The organism is Rossellomorea sp. DA94 (assembly GCF_029834455.1).
Classification (GTDB): domain Bacteria; phylum Bacillota; class Bacilli; order Bacillales; family Bacillaceae_B; genus Rossellomorea; species Rossellomorea vietnamensis.
The window spans coordinates 1,097,239-1,116,340 of sequence record NZ_CP122397.1; the positions used below are offsets into that span (position 1 = coordinate 1,097,239).

The following is a 19,102-nucleotide window of genomic DNA, read 5'->3' on the forward strand; positions in this document are numbered from 1 at the left end:
CGTAAACTTTGATGAAAAACCGTATGAGCATCTGCTTCATACGGTTTTTTTGTGTTTTTTAGAGAGTCAAAAGGAGTTAGGGATATGAGTACAGTTGATGTGAATGTTCAAGGGGATTTAACGATCGGTGGGATCGGTACGGGTGATTTGGTCGAAAGATACGGGACACCCCTGATGGTTTATGATGAAGGGATGATTCGCGGGAATGCTAAATTGTTCCGGGATGCATTCCATGAAAGTGGTCTGAAATATCAGGTGGCCTATGCGAGTAAAGCATTTCTTTGTAAAGAAATGGTGCGCCTGGCGGAACAGGAAAATCTCTCCCTGGATGTGGTCTCAGGAGGGGAATTGTATACGGCCCTTGAAGCTGGTTTCCCGGCAGCACGCATCCATTTTCACGGCAACAATAAATCCGAAGAGGAGCTTCTAATGGCCCTTGAAGCTGAAATCGGCTGCTTTGTCGTCGATAGTTTCCTTGAACTTGAACTGCTGCATGACTTGGCAAAAGAGCGGGAGCAGGAGGTACAAATCCTGATCAGGGTCACACCGGGCGTGGAAGCCCATACTCATGAATACATCACGACGGGCCAGGAAGATTCGAAGTTCGGATTCAGCATTTCAAACGGTCAGGCGGCTACGGCGATCGGGCTTGCGATCAGGAAGCCATACTTCTCATTGCTCGGCCTCCATTCCCATATCGGATCTCAGATCTTTGAACAGGAAGGCTTCGATCAGGCGATCCGTGTACTGTCTGATTTCATGCAGCGGATCCGGATCGACATGGACATTACGATGCCTGTCTTGAATATCGGTGGCGGATTCGGTGTCCGGTACACGGATGAAGACCAGCCTCTGCCGATTCCGACCTATGTCAAAGGGATTACGGATAGTGTGAAAACCTATTTTGCGAAAAATAAATACCCACTCCCGGAAGTCTGGGTGGAGCCGGGTCGAAGCATGGTGGCGGAAGCAGGTACGACGTTGTATAAAGTGGGCTCAAAGAAAATCATCCCGGATGTGCGCACGTATGTGGCGATTGACGGAGGGATGACGGATAATATCAGACCCGCACTGTATCAGGCGAAGTATCACGCGGAACTGGCGAACCGTCCGAATGAAGAATGTACGGAACGTGTAAGCATCGCGGGGAAGTGCTGCGAGTCGGGTGACATGCTCATCTGGGACCTGATGCTGCCGCCGACGAATTACGGTGATATTCTGGCTGTGTTCAGTACGGGGGCCTACGGGTATTCCATGGCGAGTAACTATAACCGGATACCGAGACCGGCAGTTGTGTTTGTGGATAACGGGGAATCCCGGGTCGTGATTGAGCGGGAGACATATGCGGACCTTGTAAGAAAAGATCGGTAGGGGAAAGAAAGGTGGAGTCCAAAAGCGGCTTCACCTTTTTTTATGGTTTTTTTGGCTTATTATGGTAATATAAAGGTAACTTTATCCAATGAATTCGGAGGATCAATCTATGAATCTCAAATCGATCGGTTCCATGGTTTTGAAATTTGTCTTCGTTCTGTTCGGAATCATCCTTCTGACAGGCCTCATCGGTTTGTTCAATGAAGGGGTGGATCTCAGTTTGAAACAATATGTGCTCAACATTGTGGAGATATCGACCTCCCTCATCCATTCTGAATCAATGACCATCACGAATGAATCGAACAACTCATATCCGATGTTCCCGGCCTTCTGGGAGCCGTATTTCTATTCTGTTTCGATTTTTTTGTCTGCCTTTCTTTTATCCATCCTCATGGGCATCTTCCTTGCGTACCTCACACACTTGCTGCCATCCGGCTGGTCAACGTTCATCCTTAGGGCGACTAACTTGCTCGAGTCCACACCTGATATCTTCATCTTGATCGTCATTCAATACAGTGTCATTTTCATCTTGAAAGAAACAGGGGTGCTTCTGTTTCCAATCGTCGGCTCCCAGGAAAAGGTGTATCTGGTTCCGGTTGTGACCCTGTCCATCTTGCCGACGATCATGTTGTTCAGGATCATCTATCTGTTGGTGAATGATGAATACGGGAAGACGTATGTTGATCTGATCAGAAGCAGGGGGATGTCCAAGCACTGGATTTTCTTCATCCATGTCCTGCGGAATATCGCGTTCAGTTTATTGAATCATTCCAAATCCATCATTCTGTTTCTCTTATCATCATTGATCGTATTTGAAAGATTATTTAATATTTATGGCATCACTCATTTCATCCTATCATTCTCTCAAATGGATGTGATCTGTTTCAGTCTGATCATGGTCTATCTGCCGGTTTTCGTCCTGCTCATCCTCATCAGAACCATCGTTGATCGTAAGACCGGGCAGAAGGTGGCGATATGATGCTGAAAAAATTGATGAAGAATCCTTCATTCATAATAGGGTTTATCTTTCTGTTTGGTATGTTTGCCGCAAGTCTTGTTTATTATGTCGGGTGGGGGGATGAGGTGCCGAAGTTGGATCTTTTGAAAAATGAAGAAGGGGAGCTTCTCAGCCCTCCCTATTCACCCGTGGAGTATCCACCCCTTGGCACCGACAATTTTAACCGAAATATCTTCCTTCTCATCATCGTTGGCGCGAAATATACCATTGGGGCAGCGCTGGTGATCACGCTATGCAGAGTATTGCCTTCGGTGTTCATGGGGTTGATCCTTCACTTTTATTTAAAACCATTCAGGAGAATCATTGATCACATGGTGGATGCCGCCAACTATTTTCCGCCTACCTTATTATCTTTTTTATTATTGAATTGGATGATGTTGGACGGTCCGTTGCATCATCCTGAGGGATTCCCTTATGATTTTACGGATAAAACGATTTTTTACCTGATCATTCTTATCGTGATTTCACTTCCGAGTCTCACCCTGCTATTTACGAATGAATATGACCGGATCATGAGTCACGAGTTCATTGATAGTGCGAAAGTGCTGGGAGCAACGAAGCGTCATTACATCAGGAATCATATTCGTCCTTTTATTCTCCCGCAGATTCTTCTCGTGTCGATCAGGGAATTTATGATCATCATGCTGTTGATTGCACATCTTGGGGTATTGAACATTTATATAGGGGGATCATCACTTGAGGTAGACCTTTTTGACAATCCGTTCCTGGCTTCCCTATCTCATGAATGGTCGGGTCTTCTCGGCGGATGGTGGCAATTCCTGTGGACCACCTATCCGTGGATATCCTTCATCCCTGTCGTTTTCTTTACTTTGACGATCCTGTCTGCAAAGTTGATGCTGATCGGGTCGACACAAGTGGTGGAAACCCTTATGGAATCCTCAATAGAAGAAGGATCGGCTGAAGAAACTGAAACTACAAGCCTAAAAGACAAAGAAATATTCCAACTTGTGAAAGAAGCGAAGTGAGTGGCTGTATCTATTAGCCTATGTTTATAGTCCGGTATAGGGAATGATCAAGAAGGCAGCATCTGCCAGGGTGCTGCCTTCTTTCTTTTCTGTTTCATCCTGATAGCCCGGGTCAAGCGGGGAATGTGCGATTTGAACGCTTATTCCATGGAGTTTTTCACGATTATATAAGAGGACTTTAGTCTTCAGAGAATGGAATGGAAAGCTACTTTTCGTTACTCTCCCCATGATATCCTCCTCCTGCCACTGAGTAACTGCACCTAATTTCATAGAATTGTTTCCTGCTCTCCGGGGAGCGGGGGCCATCCTAGTACTCTCGTCCCGGAAAATAACCCCAATTGAGGAATCCATGTTCACACCCTTACAATTCAATTAACGACATGAGGTTCAATCGACTTCCAGGACATACTTTTTAAATCCAATCAAGGAGGCGGTGGCATACTGTTTTTCCCGTAGTCTATCAATTATGCAACAGATGTTGTGACTACATACTTTATTCTTTTTTTCTTACCTAGATTCTACCCTTAGCCTGTATGAAGACTTTAATAGAATAGGAGAATGATAATGAAAAAGCATAACGTTAAACCGCTTCTGGTCGGATCGATCGCTGCCTCGATGATTGCGGGCTCGATGTTCCAAGTGGATGCAAAAGGGGCCCCTACAAAGGACGTCAATCCTGAACAGTCAACCGTTGATGTAAAAGACAGCATAAAAGGGGAGCATACCATCACCCTCATAACCGGAGACGTGGTGAAAGTCTCTACGTTAAACAATGGAAAACAAATCATCAATGTGGAGCCGGCAGAGAAGAACGGTGAGGGAGTCAGGGTCATGACGATCAAAGATGAAACCTTCGTCTTCCCGAACTCTGCGATGCCTTATATGTCAGCGGGTAAGCTGGATGAAGATTTGTTTAACATTACAAAATTGATCGAGTATGGGTATGATGACAAAAACACAGATGCTGTACCGGTCATTGTCGAATACAAAGAAACGAAAGCGAAATCGATCAACGCTGCACCAAAGGGGTCTAAGAAAGTACGGGAATTGGAAAGTATCCAGGGAGCGGCACTTTCTGCAGAAAAGAAGCATGCTGAAGTTTTTTGGAATGACGTGGCGGTTCAACATGATGAGAAGCAAGTGACATCTCAATTTAAAAACGGTGTCGACAAAATCTGGCTAGACGGCCGTGTGGAAGCAGCGCTCGATCAAAGTGTGCCGCAAATCGGAGCAGACGAGGCTTGGGAACAAGGGTATACAGGAGAAGGCGTCAAGGTGGCGGTCCTGGATACAGGGATTGACTCGGAACATCCCGACATTACAGGTCAGTTAGATGAAGCAGTCAGTTTTGTGCCTGGAGAAGAAGTAAAGGACGTCCATGGTCACGGTACCCATGTGGCCTCGACGGTTCTCGGTACTGGAGCGGGTGACGGTAAGCATAAGGGAGTTGCACCTGATGCCCGTTTATTAGTAGGAAAGGTTTTGAGTGATGAAGGATATGGACAGGATTCCTGGATTATTGATGGAATGGAATGGGCATCTGAGCATGCCAAAATCGTCAATATGAGTCTTAGCAGTGATATGCCGAGTGATGGAACAGACCCAATGTCAGAAGCGGTCAATCGATTGACTGACGAAAAAGGGACACTATTTGTCATCGCTGCAGGAAATAGAGGCGGGGAAGGGACCATTGGTTCTCCAGGGGCGGCCGATTCTGCATTGACGGTTGGAGCCGTGGATAAGTCGGACGAACTTGCCTACTTCTCTTCCAAGGGTCCGAGATATGGAGATATGGGTCTGAAACCTGATCTATCAGCACCAGGAGTAGACATCGTGGCGGCCCGTTCCCACTATTCAAGTGGAGAAGGATTGTATAAAAGCATGAGTGGTACTTCGATGGCCACGCCTCATGTAGTAGGAGCAGCAGCGATTTTAGCAGAGAAGCATCCAGAGTGGGACGGAGAAACATTGAAACAGGCCCTCATGAATACGACCAAGAAGCTTGATGGGTATCAGCCTTATCATGTGGGGACAGGTCGGGTGGACATCCCGGCGGCACTCGACGCAGAGGTAAGGGTGACTGAATCCGTTTCATTCGGCTTCTTCAAATGGCCGCATGATGGGGCAGAACCAGTTGAAAAGGTGGTCACATACACCAACGAGGGCAAAGAAGAAGTGACGCTGGAATTGGATGCCACTTTTACGAATGCGGAAGGAAATGAAGCTCCTGCCGGTATGCTGACTCTTTCTCAAGAATCAGTCACGGTGCCAGCGGGTGGAAAAGTGGATGTTAACGTAACCCTCGATTCAACTCTGGGTGAAACAGGCTCACGTTATCAAGGATTTCTGACAGCGAAAGCAGATGGAACAGAGCTTGTCCGTACGACAATGGCCATGGTCAAGGAAGAAGAACGTTACCCGCTGACCCTGAATGCCACTGATCGTGACGGGGAGAAAGGACTTGCTTATGTTGTGTTGTTCAGTGAAAAGATGGAGCCTGAAGTCGTGGCTGTTGATGGATCACTCGAGCTTCGATTGCCACCTGGTACGTATTCAGCCATGTCACTTATGGATGTAGATGCTGATACAGATGATATGGGGGTTGCGCTTGTAGGGGATCCTGAAGTGAAACTGGACGGACCGAAGACGGTTGAGCTTGATGCACGTAAAGCCAAGGAAATCAAAGCAGTCGTTCCAAAGAAAGCCGAAGCGAACTATAAGCGTCTGGAATATCATCAAACCATCGGAGACATGCCGATGACAAGTCTTTACTTAATGCCTGTCTGGATTGATAAGATGTATGCCGTACCGACTAAAGAAGTGAAGAGTGGGTATTTTGAGCAGCTAACACGCTGGCGTCTGACAAAGCCGACCTTGACAATTGATTTTAAAGGGAAAGAATTGGATGATATCCCACTGGCGGGAAGTACGTTGTTAGATGGGAAGTATAATCTGTCCACAGTCTATGCGGGTAAAGGGAGCGCTGCTGACTTTGATCGCCTCAAAGCAAAAGGAAAAGCTGTAGTGGTCGATCGTAATGCAGAAGTGAGCGTGTCCCAGCAAGCGACAAATGCTGCTGAAGCAGGGGCAAAGCTTGTGATCATTGTGAATAATGAAGACAAAGAATTCAGTGTATACGCGGGAACTCCTGAATATACCGATAATCCCGTTGCTGTTGCAGGTATTAGTAAAAGCGAAGGCGACAAGCTCGTCAAAGCGGTCCGTTCAGGAAATATAAAGTTAAAGGTGGAAGGAACGGTCGATTCTCCTTACCTTTATGATTTAATGGATGTACATGAAGGCTCGATTCCAAAGGATCTGACCTATGCACCTAAAGGGAAGCAATTAGCAAAAATCGAAACAAATTATACTTCACCTGTTGAAACGGATGGCGGGGAGTTCCGATATGATCTGCGCCCTCACACGATGAGAGCAATTGGATTCCTGCAAAAAGTGTCACTGCCAAGCGCCCGGACTGAATATGTATCTGCGACAGAAGGCACAGGTTGGTATCATCAGGCAAACGTACTCGATGAGACCTGGCAGGTGCGACAACCGCTGATGACATATGGTGGAGGAGAGAAAATTTCTGAGAACTGGTTCTCGCCAGTAGTTCGTCCGAGTCTCGGAGATGGATACTGGCCTCCAAGAAGACAGGGTAACTCACTTCAAATCAATGTTCCTGCATGGGCTGATGGCGGGAAAGGGAACACCGGTGGCACGGATTGGGATGTCTCAAACCAAAACCAGACCACCCAGTTATACAAAGGTGACATGTTACTGAAGGAAGGAAAAGGGCAGTCCTTGAATGTTTGGGACATCTTACCGCAAGAACGCACTCAATACCGATTCGTCACAGATGCCAAACGGGACGAAAAACGTTGGAACACTTCTACACGCACCCATACGGAGTGGACATTCTGGACAGAAGCGACTGAAAACTGGATGGAAGACCTTCCATTCCTGGTCCTTGACTATAAAGTGGACACAGATGTGAATGGAGACGCCTTATTGAATCGTCCAACCGAACTCAAACTTTCTGTAGAGAAGGTAGAAGGAGCCATCGGTTATGGGGATGTAAAAGATGCATCCTTAGAAGTGTCCTTCAACGAAGGGAAGTCATGGAAGAAAGTAAAGCTTGAACTGGATGGAGATACGTTCAAAGCGATCATCAACAACCCGAAAAATGCCAAGAATGTATCACTGAAAGCCAGTGCCTGGGATGATAAAGGGAATAAGATCAGCCAGGAAATTATAAAGGCTTATGGATTGAGATAGATTTATAGTAGGAAGATGCCTGAATCATCAGGGCATCTTCTTTTATTTCACTGAAACCATTTTGGCATAGGCCCGTATAGTAAGGTGACAAACGTTAAGAGTAGCTCTTTACTGAGAGACTATTACGAGGATTTGATCTAGGAGGAAGAATGATGAATAAACCTTTGGAAAGTATTTTCTTTCTGTCCGTCTGGATCGGGAAATGGATTGGAAAAAGAATTGGGAGAGAAGTAAAGGGGCTTATCAGTTTCGTACTCATCTACTTCATCTTTACATTACTCCTCTCAATCTTGACCGATATGATTGGAAGTCCGTTCATTGATCAGTTGTTTTACTTTTTCAATACATATCTTTTGTTAGGAATGTTTTATGTATATGCTTATGATTGGAAGAGCTCAAAAAAATTGTCCTGGCAGATTAGAGAGACCAATAGGAGTTCATGAAGGAGTCAATTATTAATTGAAAGGAATGACTGTATGAAGCCTGAAATCGTAAATGTACACTCTAAGAAACTGATCGGAAAATCCAAGATGATGTCCCTTGGGGAGGATGCAACAAGAGAACTGTGGCAAAGCTTCATGCCTCATCGGAATTCGATTCCTCATCGTGTAGATGAAAAACTATATAATATGAAGGTGTTTAAACAAGGGACTGATGTGAGGAATTTAAACCTTACTACTCCTTTTCTTAAATGGGCAGCTATAGAAGTAGAGTCCATTGAAACTGGACTTAATGGGATGGAGACCTATACTCTTCAAGGTGGACTGTACGCCAAATTTCTTCACCGCGGTCCCGCTAGTCGTTTCCACCGAACCCTTGAGTATATTCACACAGAATGGATGCCTGCATCCGAATACAAGCTAGACGATCGCGAACACTTCGAACGCTTCGACGAACACTATAACCCAGCCAATCCCAACTCAGTCGAAGAGGTCTGGATCCCCATTAAGAGAGGGACGGACCTCTAAATTCAAGGCAAACCCCAGTAGGGACGGACCTTCATTTGCAAATATGAAGGTCCGTCCCTTTACAGTTGGTTCAGCTTCTTTCCAATGTGATGGAAGTAGTTGATCATGAAGGGGTGAAACTCTTTGGCGGTTCGCGTGAAATGTCTTCGTTTGGACCAGCCGAGGCCGATGGTGCGCACGCAAGTTGGGCTTTTGATCCGGATTTTGTGGGGGAAGGGTGTCCGGCGGTTCATCCATGAAATGGCAGGGATGAAGGCGATGCCGAGACCTTGTCTGACGAGATCCCCAATGACGCCCGGTTCATCTCCTTCGAAGGAAATCACGGGTGAGAATCCCGCCTGCAAACAGATTTCATCTGTCAGGTTCCTGAGGCCGTAGCCTGTATTCATGCTGATGAACGGTTCATCCTTTACCTCGATTAAATCGATTTCATCCCTGTCTTCCAACCAGTGATCGGGTGGGACGATGAGGAAGATTTCCTCTGTCATCAACGGCTCCCACACGATGTCTTCATCATCTTCCAACGGGATGGAAGAAATGCAGTAATCCACTTCGCCATTTTTCAACTTTTCCTTCATTTCAGCCATCGAGTGGACAAATTGCTGAAACCGGACGTGGGGATTATCCTTCAAGAACGACCCGACCAGATCCGGTAGGACCCTTGGGATCGTGACGGCCATCCGGATGGTATGTTCCTCGAGGTTCAGCGCCTCCCTGATCTCTCTTTTTCCTTCATAGATTTCCATGAATATACGCTCTACCCGGTTAAGAAAAAGTTTTCCGAAGCGGTTCAGTTTGATTTGTCGGTGCTGCCGTTCGAACAACGGCACTCCCAGATCTTCTTCCAGACGGGCAATCGTCTTGCTGAGTGAGGGCTGGGCAATCCTTAGTTCCTCTGCAGCCTTGGTCATATGTTCCAGACGGGCAACCGTCTGAAAGTAGTGGAGCTGTTGTAGTTCCATAAGAACACATCCTTCCATAGACTGAAAGCTATATATGTATAACTCATTATGTATTATACATTATCATTTTATCCACGTATGATAAATGGATGTAAATGAGTATAAGAAGGAGTTTGTTATGAAAGGATTCACATTATTAGTACAAGATTTAAAAGCCATGGTCAGCCATAAGCACAGAAGAATCGCCCTCGGCTTTCTTCTTTTAGTTCCATTAATCTATTCGGGGTTATTCCTGTCAGGCTACTGGAATCCATACGGCAAGCTTGAACAATTACCCGTAGCCATCGTCAATGAAGACGAAGGAGCCGTTATGGAGGATGAGCCGATAGAGGCAGGGAAGGATTTTGTAAAGGAACTGAAAAAGTCAGAAGATCTGAACTTCAAGTTCGTTTCCTCTACTAAGGCCAATGAAGGTCTTAAAGAAGGCACGTACTACATGGTCGTGACCATCCCTAAAGACTTCTCGGAAAAGGTGAGCACCTTGATGGATGAACATCCCGAGCCTGCCGAACTACTTTATAAGGACAACCCTGGTAAAAATTTCGTCGCCTCGCAAATCAGTTCGAGTGCTACGGAAAAAATGAAAAGCAAGCTGTCTGATACGATTTCCAAATCCTATGCAGATGGAGTGTTTTCAAAGTTTGAGGAGTTAGGAAAAGGATTAACGAAAGCAAGTGATGGAGCGAACGGATTGCATGAAGGGATCGCTGATGAGAAGGCAGGAATGAACAAGTTTGCAGCCGGAATCGACTCACTTGGAGAAGGTTCGCTCAATCTTCAAGCTGGCAGTGAAAAACTATCAGCCGGCGCGGGTTCCTTTGAAAGTGGACTTCATCATCTTGATTCAAGTTCAGCTCAGCTTGCCGGCGGGATGAAGGACCTTTCACAAGCCGGAGAGAAAATGAATAATGGCACCGAACAACTGGCGAGTCAAACGAAACAGCTTGCAGGTGCTGAGAATAAGCTTACACAACAGCAAACGGAGGCTACACAAGAGGCAGAAGAGCTGAAAAACGAGCTTCTAGCCTATCAGGAATCACATCCAGAGGTGGAAAATGATCCTGCATTCGCAATGATTCAATCACAGGCGGAAAAATTGTCAGCATCCACCTCGGAGCTTGAAAATGAACAAGTGAAACTTCATCAACAATCAGAACAGCTTGCCGTTGGACAAAGTAAGCTGCATACAGGGTTTTCCCAATTTGCAGACAAACTGAACCAAGCATCCAACGGAGCTTCTGATTTAGCATCCGGTACATCCACGCTCTCTTCCGGCTTTGCCGATTGGAACAAGGGATTCACAACCCTGACTGCCGGAATCGACCGTTTAACCAACGGAACGGACAAGCTTTCTTCAGGAGTCGGTGCTTTAAATGAAGGATTGACAAACCTGGAAGCAGGCTCAGGAGAATTATCAAGGAAACTCAGCGATGCTGCAGAAAAAACGTCAGCAGTACATTCAACGGATGAGTTATCGTCCATGTTCTCGGATCCCGTCCATCTTGTGAAATCCAATGTGTCCAAGGTTCCGAACTATGGAACAGGGATTGCTCCCTATTTCTTGTCATTGGCGTTATACGTGGGAGGAATCATGGCAGCGAATATCCTGCCACTCGCTAGACGCAATGATCTTCGCGTAAATGGAACGACCCACTTCATCAATAAGTTGGGATTGGTGTTTTTCATCGGTGCCATTCAAGCACTCATTGTCGACGGGGTCCTTTTGTTTGGATTCCATTTAGAGGTCGTAAATATACCGCTGTTTATCCTATCAAGTGTCATCGTTTCCTTTACGTTCATGACGTTTATCTTCATGCTGATCACCGCGTTCGGTTTCGTCGGGAAGTTTCTGGCCGTCACCTTCCTTGTCCTGCAATTGGCGACATGTGGAGGGACATTCCCAAGAGACTTGAATACACCGATATTGCGCATTATTGGGGAAAACTTACCGATGGCGCACTCATTAAGCAGCTTCCAGGAAGTCATTACCCTCGGGGACTTCACTCAGCTGACGCACCAGCTGTGGATCCTGTTTGCCTATTTGGCTGTGGCCGGTGGGATCGCCTGGTTTACCACCCATATGCAGCATTCCAAAGCCGCTGAAGTCGCGGAATGATCATAAAAATGCCTGCCCCCGATCAAATGGGGGGCAGGCATTTTTTGTTAAGATAAGGCATCCATGACATATCTCTTCGTTACATCCTGATAAAATCCGGCCTGGACCGTCAAAACGGATACAATCATGACATTAAGGACTTTGGTGAGGTTTTCCTCCGCAATTCCATCAAACGTTGCCAGCATAGCCCGGCACTCATCCTTGATGAATCCATCGATATGCTCGTTCACTGAACCATCCGCCGTTTTGATTGACGGGAGGGACTGGTGGTGGATCTGATCGAAAATGGATGCATAGGCAAGATAAAGATCCGTGGGATTGACGATGTCATCGGTTCGGTCTTCAATATTATTGAAGACAAGAGTCAGGATCTTACGAATTGATTCGAAATCAAGGGTCGCTTTCAGGTCTTCGACGATGAATAACATGGCGGCCTGTTCGGTGGTGTACTTTTTACCGAGTTGGGGGGAACCGATCAATCCTCTTACATCCCGTTTCACCCAGTTCTGGACGGTGCTTTGGGGAAAATTGGTGAATTCGATCAGGTTTCCCAGGGAGACGATCTCTTTAAGGGAAAAGCCGATGTCGCCTTTGACTGGTTTAAGGATTTTTTGGATGATGGGAGGACGCTCCCTTTGAATGGGGTCCGACCAAATTGCCCCGATCACCGCATGTGGAGTCCTGCTCGCAGTGCCGTTCAGAGAGAGCAGCAGGTCGGCCATATTTTTGCGTGTCAGTTTAAACGTTTCCATCGTGATTACCCCGTCTCTTTTGCAAATATCTTCTTCTATACTACTGGTTAGGTGAAGTCTCGTCAATTTCACCTTTTGCTTGTATTTTGAACATGAAGGATTTATAATATAATCAGATACAGGTTCATTTGAACTTGAAATAGGAGTGAGAAAAGATGGGGAAACGAATATTTTATTTCCTGTTAACGAACGTTTTAGTACTACTGACGATTAGCATCATTTTTTCCGTCACAGGAGCGGGGAATTACATCACGGCTTCAGGCGGATTGGATTTAGGGGCACTGCTCGTATTCAGTGCGATCATCGGTTTTTCCGGATCGTTCATCTCTTTAGCGATGTCACGCTGGATGGCGAAGAGGATGATGGGTGTACAGGTATTGAATCCGGATGGGGCTTTATCATCTGAGGAACGTGCCGTTGTCGAGAAAGTCCACCGTCTATCAAAAGCGGCAGGACTCATGCATATGCCGGAAGTGGGAATCTACCATTCTCCCGAAGTGAATGCATTTGCAACAGGACCTTCTAAGAAACGCTCCCTTGTTGCCGTTTCAACTGGATTGCTTCGTGAAATGGATGATGATGCGGTTGAAGGTGTCATTGCCCATGAAGTGGCCCACGTGGCGAACGGGGATATGGTGACGATGACCCTGCTGCAAGGTGTGGTCAATACATTCGTTGTCTTCCTCGCACGGATCGCCGCATGGATTGCATCCCGATTTGCAAGGGAAGAAATGGCGCCGATCGTACATTTCATTGCCGTGATCGTATTCCAGATCGTCTTCTCGATCTTGGGAAGTCTAGTTGTCTTCGCTTATTCACGTCATCGTGAGTATCATGCAGATAGAGGCGGAGCAGATCTTGCCGGTAAGGATAAAATGGTCCATGCCCTGCAGATGCTGAAAGCATACTCAAGCCGCATGAAGGGGGAAGACGACACGGCGATTTCTACGTTGAAAATCAATGGACGACGTAAATCGGCGATATTCTCCACTCACCCGGATTTGGATGAGCGGATCAGCCGTTTGCAGGCGAAATAATAGAAGATTAAAAGGTGTCTGACTCCGTTAAGGGGAGTCGGGCATTTTTTTTATGGATTCTTATCAGTATCCCGAATCATCTCTTCCCTGTCCTTTACATCACATTAACATTATTTCAGAATAGTTTTACGTTTGGTTAATCTCCTGTTTACTTTGGTTCCCTATGATGAGGGTGTAATACAAAAGAAAACAAAAATGATTCAAAACTAGGAGGAGACATCCATGAAGAAGAACTCATTGTTAAAGGTATTAACGGTTGGGGTGACTTCCGCTTTCCTTATGGCGGGCTGTTCTGGAAATGATAACGCAGAAGGAAGCAAGATCGATACTAGTAATCTATCATTGGATCAAATAGAAAAGAAGGCAAAAGAAGAAGGGGAAGTGAACTCAGTCGGAATGCCTGATTCATGGGCAAACTGGGGACAGACATGGAAGGATATCTCAAAAAAATATGATATCAAGCATACAGATACAGACATGTCGAGTGCTGAGGAACTTGCCAAGTTTGAAACAGGAAATGTCGATGTAGGAGATGTAGGTGTGGCATTCGGTCCCCTTGCGGAAGAGAAAGAATTGACGCTTCCATATAAACCGACGCACTGGGATGAAATCCCCGATTGGGCGAAAGACGACAATGGAGACTGGGTGGTCGGCTATACCGGCACCATGGCTTTCATTATCGATAAGAATAACGTGAAGAATCCGCCTTCTTCATGGAGTGACCTCCTAAAGGGTGACTATAAGGTGGATGTAGGTGACGTGATGAAAGCCAATCAGGCTCAATTCGCTGTCCTCGCAGCAGCATTTGCAAACGGTGGAGACGAGAAGAATATTGAACCGGGGATCGAGTTCTTCCAAAAACTCGCGAAACAGAAGCGCCTGCAGACGACGGATCCATCCTTGACGTCTCTGGAAAAAGGGGAGACAGATGTCGCGATTGTGTGGGATTTCAACGCACTGAACTATCGTGATCAAATTAATAAAGATCGTTTTGAAGTCGTGATTCCATCAGATTCATCTGTCGTGTCGGGATATGCGAATGTCATCAATAAAAAGGCCAAAGATCCACACGCAGCAATGCTGACACGTGAATACATCCTATCTGATGAAGGACAGGCAAACCTTGCCCGAGGTTATGCAAGACCGATCCGTGAAGATGTGGAGCTGCCAGAAGATGCGAAAGCAAAGCTTCTTCCTGATAGCATGTATAAGAATGTACGACCGGTAGAGGATGCAGACGCATGGGAAAAGGCAACAAAAGCCCTACCACAAAAATGGCAGGAAGAAGTGTTGGTCCATGTCAACTAACGATAAGCTGATCTTCATCATGATCGACGGTCTTCGTTTTGATACGGCTGTAGATAATATGGGATATCTCCATCATTTGGTGGAGAAGGGACAGGCTTCACGATTTAAGGTGATCTCCGAGGTGCCGAGCATGTCCCGGCCCCTTTACGAAGTCTTGTTGACAGGAACACCTCCCTATCAAAATGGTATCACGTCCAATCAGGTTGTCCGTGGCTCAAAGGAAGAGAGCATCTTTCACTTAACGAGTAAACAAGGATTGAAGAATGCAACGGCAAGCTATCACTGGGTGAGTGAGCTCTATCATTCCGCTCCATTCAACCCAATGACGGACCGCATCAAGCTTGACGGGAATGGCCCGATTCAGAACGGAATTTTCTATTGGGAGGATCACTATCCAGATACTCATCTATTTGCAGATGCCAACTATATGAAAACGACGAAGGATCCTGATTTCCTCTACATTCACAGTATGAATGTAGACGATGATGGACACAAATACACGGCGGATTCAGCCGGATACAGAAATCGTGTGATCGCCGTGGACGTCATGCTTGCGTCTATTCTTCCAGATTGGATAAAGGAAGGATATCAGATCATCATTTCTGCTGATCATGGCATGAATAAGGATGGTCAGCATGGAGGAACGACGAGGGAAGATCGGGAAGTCCCGTTATTCATCATCAGTCCGAAAATAGAAGCGGGAATCTATGAAGAGGAGGTTCCTCAGCTTCAAATCGCACCATTCGTATGTAAACTATTAAACATTCAACCGTCACCTGCCATGCAGGAAATAATGATTCCAGGCCTCGTTTAGGTCATGTAGTCCCAATCAGGGTGATGGGTAACTACCCTGTCATCCTGAGCACAGGGACAATGGTGTAAAAGGAGTGAATACTAATGAAAAAGAGGGCATCCGGAATTTTTTTGACAATGGTCCCTTTGTTGGCCTTTATTCTATTATTCTTACTCGTTCCTTTAGTTTCAATGATTCATGCAAGCTTTACAAAGGGTGGTGAAACATCTTTCACTATTGAAAATTACCTGGAGATTTTTACGAATCCCTATTATTATAAATCGTTTGAAAACAGTATTATCATTTCAGTCTCATCCACAGTGGTAGCGATTATCTTTGCGCTCTTTGCCGCATATGCCATTACGTTTTTTCATAAAAAGACTCAGGACCGGATTTTGGTACTTGCAAATTTGACTTCTAATTTCGCAGGGATTCCATTGTCCTTTGCCTTTATTGTCTTATTGGGAAATAGCGGTGTGTTTACGATTTTAGCGGAGAAACTGGATGTGGCTTTGTTGAATCATTTTAATCTGTATTCTTGGACAGGCCTCATTCTCATCTATATTTACTTTCAATTGCCCCTGGCCGTCATGCTCATGTTCCCTGCATTCCATGGCATCAAGGAGCAGTGGAGGGAATCGGCTTATCTTCTCGGTGCATCACCGCTTATGTTCTGGAAGCGAATCGGGATTCCGATCCTGCTGCCGAGCGTCGCAGGGACAGCGAGCATACTGTTTGCGAATTCAATGGGAGCCTATGCCTCTGCCTATGCCCTGACAGGAAGCACGTATAATCTCGCCACCATCAGGATAGGGGCGTTGATATCAGGAGATATCTTTGCACAGCCTGAACTTGGGAGCGCCCTTGCCGTGTTATTGGGCGTCACCCTGATCGTTGCGATGTTGATCAATGAATGGCTCACTAGGAAGGTAAGGAGGGATGTCGGATGAAGAAAAGCCGTTTATCGTTCGTTCCCCTGGTCATTGTGTTTGCTTATTTAATTTTGCCACTATTAGCAACGTTCTTATATTCGGTTTCGACTAAATGGAATCAAACGGTTCTGCCTGAAGGGATCACGTTCAAGTGGTATACAGAGTTATTCAGTGACGGAGCATTCACTTCAGCCGTCCTGCGTTCCCTTATGCTTTCAGGAGGAGCCACGGTTCTTTCAGCACTAATCATGGTGCCTGCGATATTTGCCATCGTCGTCTATGCACCACGTTTGGAAAAAGGTTTGCAGGCGCTGGTACTTCTGACTTATGCCATGCCGGGAGTCATTATGGCAGTAGGGCTGTTAAGGGCGTATTCGAAAGTGGGAGTTCCCATGGTCCTGGTGACGGTCGGTGCGTATTTCATCGGGATCATGCCGTATATGTATCAGGGTACCCGAAATAGTCTCAGAAACATTCATGCCGTATCCTTGATGGAATCGGCTGAACTGCTGGGGGCATCCAAGGTATCGGCCTTCAAGAAAATCATCGTTCCCAATATCATGACGGGCATCCTGGTGTCAGCCCTTCTTTCATTCTCGATTCTATTTGGGGAATTCGTCCTGGCGAACTTATTGGTCGGTGGCAGCTATGAAACCGTACAAATTTATTTGTATCAGCAATTAAAGAAAAGTGGTCATTTCTCCAGTGCCATCGTCGTGTGTTATTTCGTATTCATCAGTATCCTATCAAGCTTGGTAGTGAAATTTGCCCAGCGTAAAAAGGAGTCGTTCTAATATGAGCTTTATCACATTGAATCACATCCAAAAATCCTTTGAAGGCCAGACGGTCATTCAAGATATGAATCTGGAAATCGAGAAAGGGGAACTTGTGACGTTCCTGGGTCCAAGCGGCTGCGGGAAGAGTACTCTCCTCAGGATGGTTGCAGGTCTTGTCACACCGGAAGAAGGTTCCATTTCGATTGATGGAAGAGATGTAACCCATGTCTCGCCGAAGGATAGAGGAGTGGGAATGGTGTTTCAATCGTATGCCTTGTTTCCAAATATGAATGTGTATGAAAATGTCGCCTTCGGATTGAAGATGAAGAAGATGGGGAAGGACGATATTCATGAAAAAGTGATGAGTATGATTGAGCTGGTAGGATTGACAGGAAAAGAAAAAGCATATCCCCATGAGTTATCGGGTGGTCAGCAGCAAAGGGTGGCTCTTGCGAGAAGTGTTGTTGTCGAGCCGAAAGTCCTCCTGTTGGATGAACCCCTGAGTGCTCTTGATGCTCAGATCCGTAAGAATCTTCAACAACTGCTACGTTCAATTCAGCAGAGTCTAGGCATTACGATGATTCTTGTGACCCACGATCAGGAAGAGGCCATGGTTGTGAGTGATCGGATTGTGCTTCTGAATAATGGGCAAATGGTTCAGAGCGGCCATCCTCATGATATCTACATGAATCCTGCTACGGAATTTTCAGCACGATTCATAGGACATTATAACGTCCTGGGTGCACATGATCTAAAGACTTTGTTCGGACAGGCTCTTAAGGCAGACGGGATGTATGCCATCCGCCCGGAAGCGTTTCAAAGAACTGAATCCGGTCCCTCTTATGCCATAAAAGGCGTGGTGAAAGACGTGGCAGTATTAGGAAACATCGTCCGCTATTCCATGGAATCAAACTCTGTGTCTTTTTCAGCCGACTTACTTCAGCAACGAAACTCTGGTCTATCTCCAGAAAGTGAAGTCACACTATATATTTTAAAAGAGGATGTGATTCCCCTGGCATGAGTGCATTTGCATCGGACCGGCACAAATTAATAGAAGACATCCTTCAAGAGGATGAGAAAATATATGTCACACAATTAGCAGAAAAAATGGGTGTGACACCTGAAACCATCCGAAAAGATCTGGCGTTTCTAGAGAAAGAAAATCGTCTCACCCGCGTCCATGGAGGAGCGGTGAAATACGTCCCTGTCGTCCAAGAGCCGTTGTTCCGGCAAAAGATGAATGTCCATCTGGAGGCGAAACGGAGGATTGGTAAACTTGCCTCCCGTTATATTCAAGACGGGGATACAATCATGCTAGATGTTGGTACCACCACCTATCAACTGGCAAATGCTCTTGCCGGGCTTCAGCGTTTGACGATCGTCACTAATTCCCTGGCTTCGGCGGAAATCATCAATAAGAGTCTTGAGGCTAAGGTCTTTGACGGGAAGCTTGTCATGCTTGGCGGGATGAGCAATCCTGAACAGAAATCCGTATCAGGTGCCATGACGATTCAAATGCTCCGTCATTTTCAATTTGACAAAGTGTTTCTGTCTTGTGGAGGGGTCACCATGACAGATATTTTCGATTACGATTTGGAAGAATCCCTTGTGTCTGAAAACGTCATGAATCAGGGAAGGGAAATCTATCTGCTGGTTGATTCCTCCAAATTGAACCAGACTTCCTTTTGCAGGATCGGTCCAATGGCAAAACTTGACTATGTGGTATGTGATGCACCGATGCCCAAAGAATGGCAGAAAAGTAAGCATCGTACGTTTAAAAAATGGATTTCACCATAAGGAGGAGA

General features: G+C 46.0%; 17 protein-coding genes. 14 read left to right on the plus strand and 3 right to left on the minus strand.

All coding sequences use genetic code 11. The annotated features are described in order from the left end of the window. Positions 1-84: 84 nt before the first annotated feature. The 3 genes from lysA to P8596_RS05875 all read left to right on the plus strand — a co-directional run bounded on the left by lysA (position 85) and on the right by P8596_RS05875 (position 3,375). Positions 85-1,371 (plus strand): diaminopimelate decarboxylase, encoded by a 1,287-nt coding sequence (lysA, locus tag P8596_RS05865; protein ID WP_279726308.1) that lies wholly within the window; start codon positions 85-87, stop codon positions 1,369-1,371. A 109-nt stretch (positions 1,372-1,480) separates the two neighbouring features. Then, on the plus strand, positions 1,481-2,350 hold the full coding sequence (locus tag P8596_RS05870) for an ABC transporter permease subunit (protein WP_224520820.1): 870 nt from the start codon (positions 1,481-1,483) through the stop codon (positions 2,348-2,350). Continuing rightward, positions 2,347-3,375: an ABC transporter permease subunit gene (locus tag P8596_RS05875; RefSeq protein ID WP_279726310.1), complete on the plus strand. Its 1,029-nt coding sequence runs from the start codon at positions 2,347-2,349 to the stop codon at positions 3,373-3,375. The genes P8596_RS05870 and P8596_RS05875 overlap by 4 nt, the downstream gene beginning before the upstream one ends. A 24-nt stretch (positions 3,376-3,399) precedes the next feature. Here the strand turns inward: P8596_RS05875 and P8596_RS05880 are convergent, their stop codons facing one another. Next, on the minus strand, positions 3,400-3,603 hold the full coding sequence (locus P8596_RS05880; protein WP_279726312.1) for a hypothetical protein: 204 nt from the start codon (positions 3,601-3,603) through the stop codon (positions 3,400-3,402). Between the two features lie 336 nt (positions 3,604-3,939). Here P8596_RS05880 and P8596_RS05885 point away from each other — a divergent pair, with 336 nt between their 5' ends. The 3 genes from P8596_RS05885 (at position 3,940) to P8596_RS05895 (ending at position 8,621) form a co-directional block, all read left to right on the plus strand. Further along, a complete protein-coding gene (locus P8596_RS05885; protein ID WP_279726313.1) occupies positions 3,940-7,653 on the plus strand; it encodes a S8 family peptidase in 3,714 nt (1,237 codons plus the stop codon). A gap of 149 nt (positions 7,654-7,802) precedes the next feature. Further along, complete coding sequence (locus P8596_RS05890; protein ID WP_224520817.1) at positions 7,803-8,096, plus strand: hypothetical protein; 294 nt, start codon at positions 7,803-7,805, stop codon at positions 8,094-8,096. A 33-nt stretch (positions 8,097-8,129) separates the two neighbouring features. Continuing rightward, positions 8,130-8,621, plus strand: a complete 492-nt coding sequence (locus tag P8596_RS05895) for a GyrI-like domain-containing protein (protein ID WP_224520816.1) — start codon at positions 8,130-8,132, stop codon at positions 8,619-8,621. A gap of 59 nt (positions 8,622-8,680) precedes the next feature. Here P8596_RS05895 and P8596_RS05900 read toward each other — a convergent pair whose 3' ends face one another. Beyond that, positions 8,681-9,583, minus strand: a complete 903-nt coding sequence (locus P8596_RS05900; RefSeq protein WP_224520815.1) for a LysR family transcriptional regulator — start codon at positions 9,581-9,583, stop codon at positions 8,681-8,683. Positions 9,584-9,701: 118 nt separating this feature from the next. Here P8596_RS05900 and P8596_RS05905 point away from each other — a divergent pair, with 118 nt between their 5' ends. After that, positions 9,702-11,699: a YhgE/Pip family protein gene (locus tag P8596_RS05905; RefSeq protein WP_279726315.1), complete on the plus strand. Its 1,998-nt coding sequence runs from the start codon at positions 9,702-9,704 to the stop codon at positions 11,697-11,699. 47 nt (positions 11,700-11,746) lie between these two features. Here P8596_RS05905 and P8596_RS05910 read toward each other — a convergent pair whose 3' ends face one another. Next, positions 11,747-12,451 (minus strand): DUF1836 domain-containing protein, encoded by a 705-nt coding sequence (locus P8596_RS05910; protein WP_224520813.1) that lies wholly within the window; start codon positions 12,449-12,451, stop codon positions 11,747-11,749. A gap of 155 nt (positions 12,452-12,606) precedes the next feature. Between P8596_RS05910 and htpX the strand changes: the two genes are divergently transcribed. The 7 genes from htpX to P8596_RS05945 all read left to right on the plus strand — a co-directional run bounded on the left by htpX (position 12,607) and on the right by P8596_RS05945 (position 19,094). After that, complete coding sequence (htpX, locus tag P8596_RS05915) at positions 12,607-13,488, plus strand: protease HtpX (protein WP_279726316.1); 882 nt, start codon at positions 12,607-12,609, stop codon at positions 13,486-13,488. A gap of 222 nt (positions 13,489-13,710) precedes the next feature. Further along, a complete protein-coding gene (locus tag P8596_RS05920) occupies positions 13,711-14,796 on the plus strand; it encodes an ABC transporter substrate-binding protein (RefSeq protein ID WP_279726317.1) in 1,086 nt (361 codons plus the stop codon). Further along, positions 14,786-15,610 (plus strand): alkaline phosphatase family protein, encoded by an 825-nt coding sequence (locus P8596_RS05925; protein WP_224520810.1) that lies wholly within the window; start codon positions 14,786-14,788, stop codon positions 15,608-15,610. The genes P8596_RS05920 and P8596_RS05925 overlap by 11 nt, the downstream gene beginning before the upstream one ends. 83 nt (positions 15,611-15,693) lie before the next feature. Next, on the plus strand, positions 15,694-16,539 hold the full coding sequence (locus P8596_RS05930) for an ABC transporter permease (protein WP_224520809.1): 846 nt from the start codon (positions 15,694-15,696) through the stop codon (positions 16,537-16,539). Continuing rightward, a complete protein-coding gene (locus P8596_RS05935) occupies positions 16,536-17,315 on the plus strand; it encodes an ABC transporter permease (protein WP_279726318.1) in 780 nt (259 codons plus the stop codon). Before P8596_RS05930 ends, P8596_RS05935 begins: the two co-directional genes overlap by 4 nt. Position 17,316: 1 nt before the next feature. Next, positions 17,317-18,318, plus strand: a complete 1,002-nt coding sequence (locus tag P8596_RS05940) for an ABC transporter ATP-binding protein (protein WP_279726319.1) — start codon at positions 17,317-17,319, stop codon at positions 18,316-18,318. After that, positions 18,315-19,094, plus strand: coding sequence for a DeoR/GlpR family DNA-binding transcription regulator (locus P8596_RS05945; RefSeq protein ID WP_224520806.1), 780 nt, complete (start codon positions 18,315-18,317; stop codon positions 19,092-19,094). The genes P8596_RS05940 and P8596_RS05945 overlap by 4 nt, the downstream gene beginning before the upstream one ends. Positions 19,095-19,102: the final 8 nt, after the last annotated feature.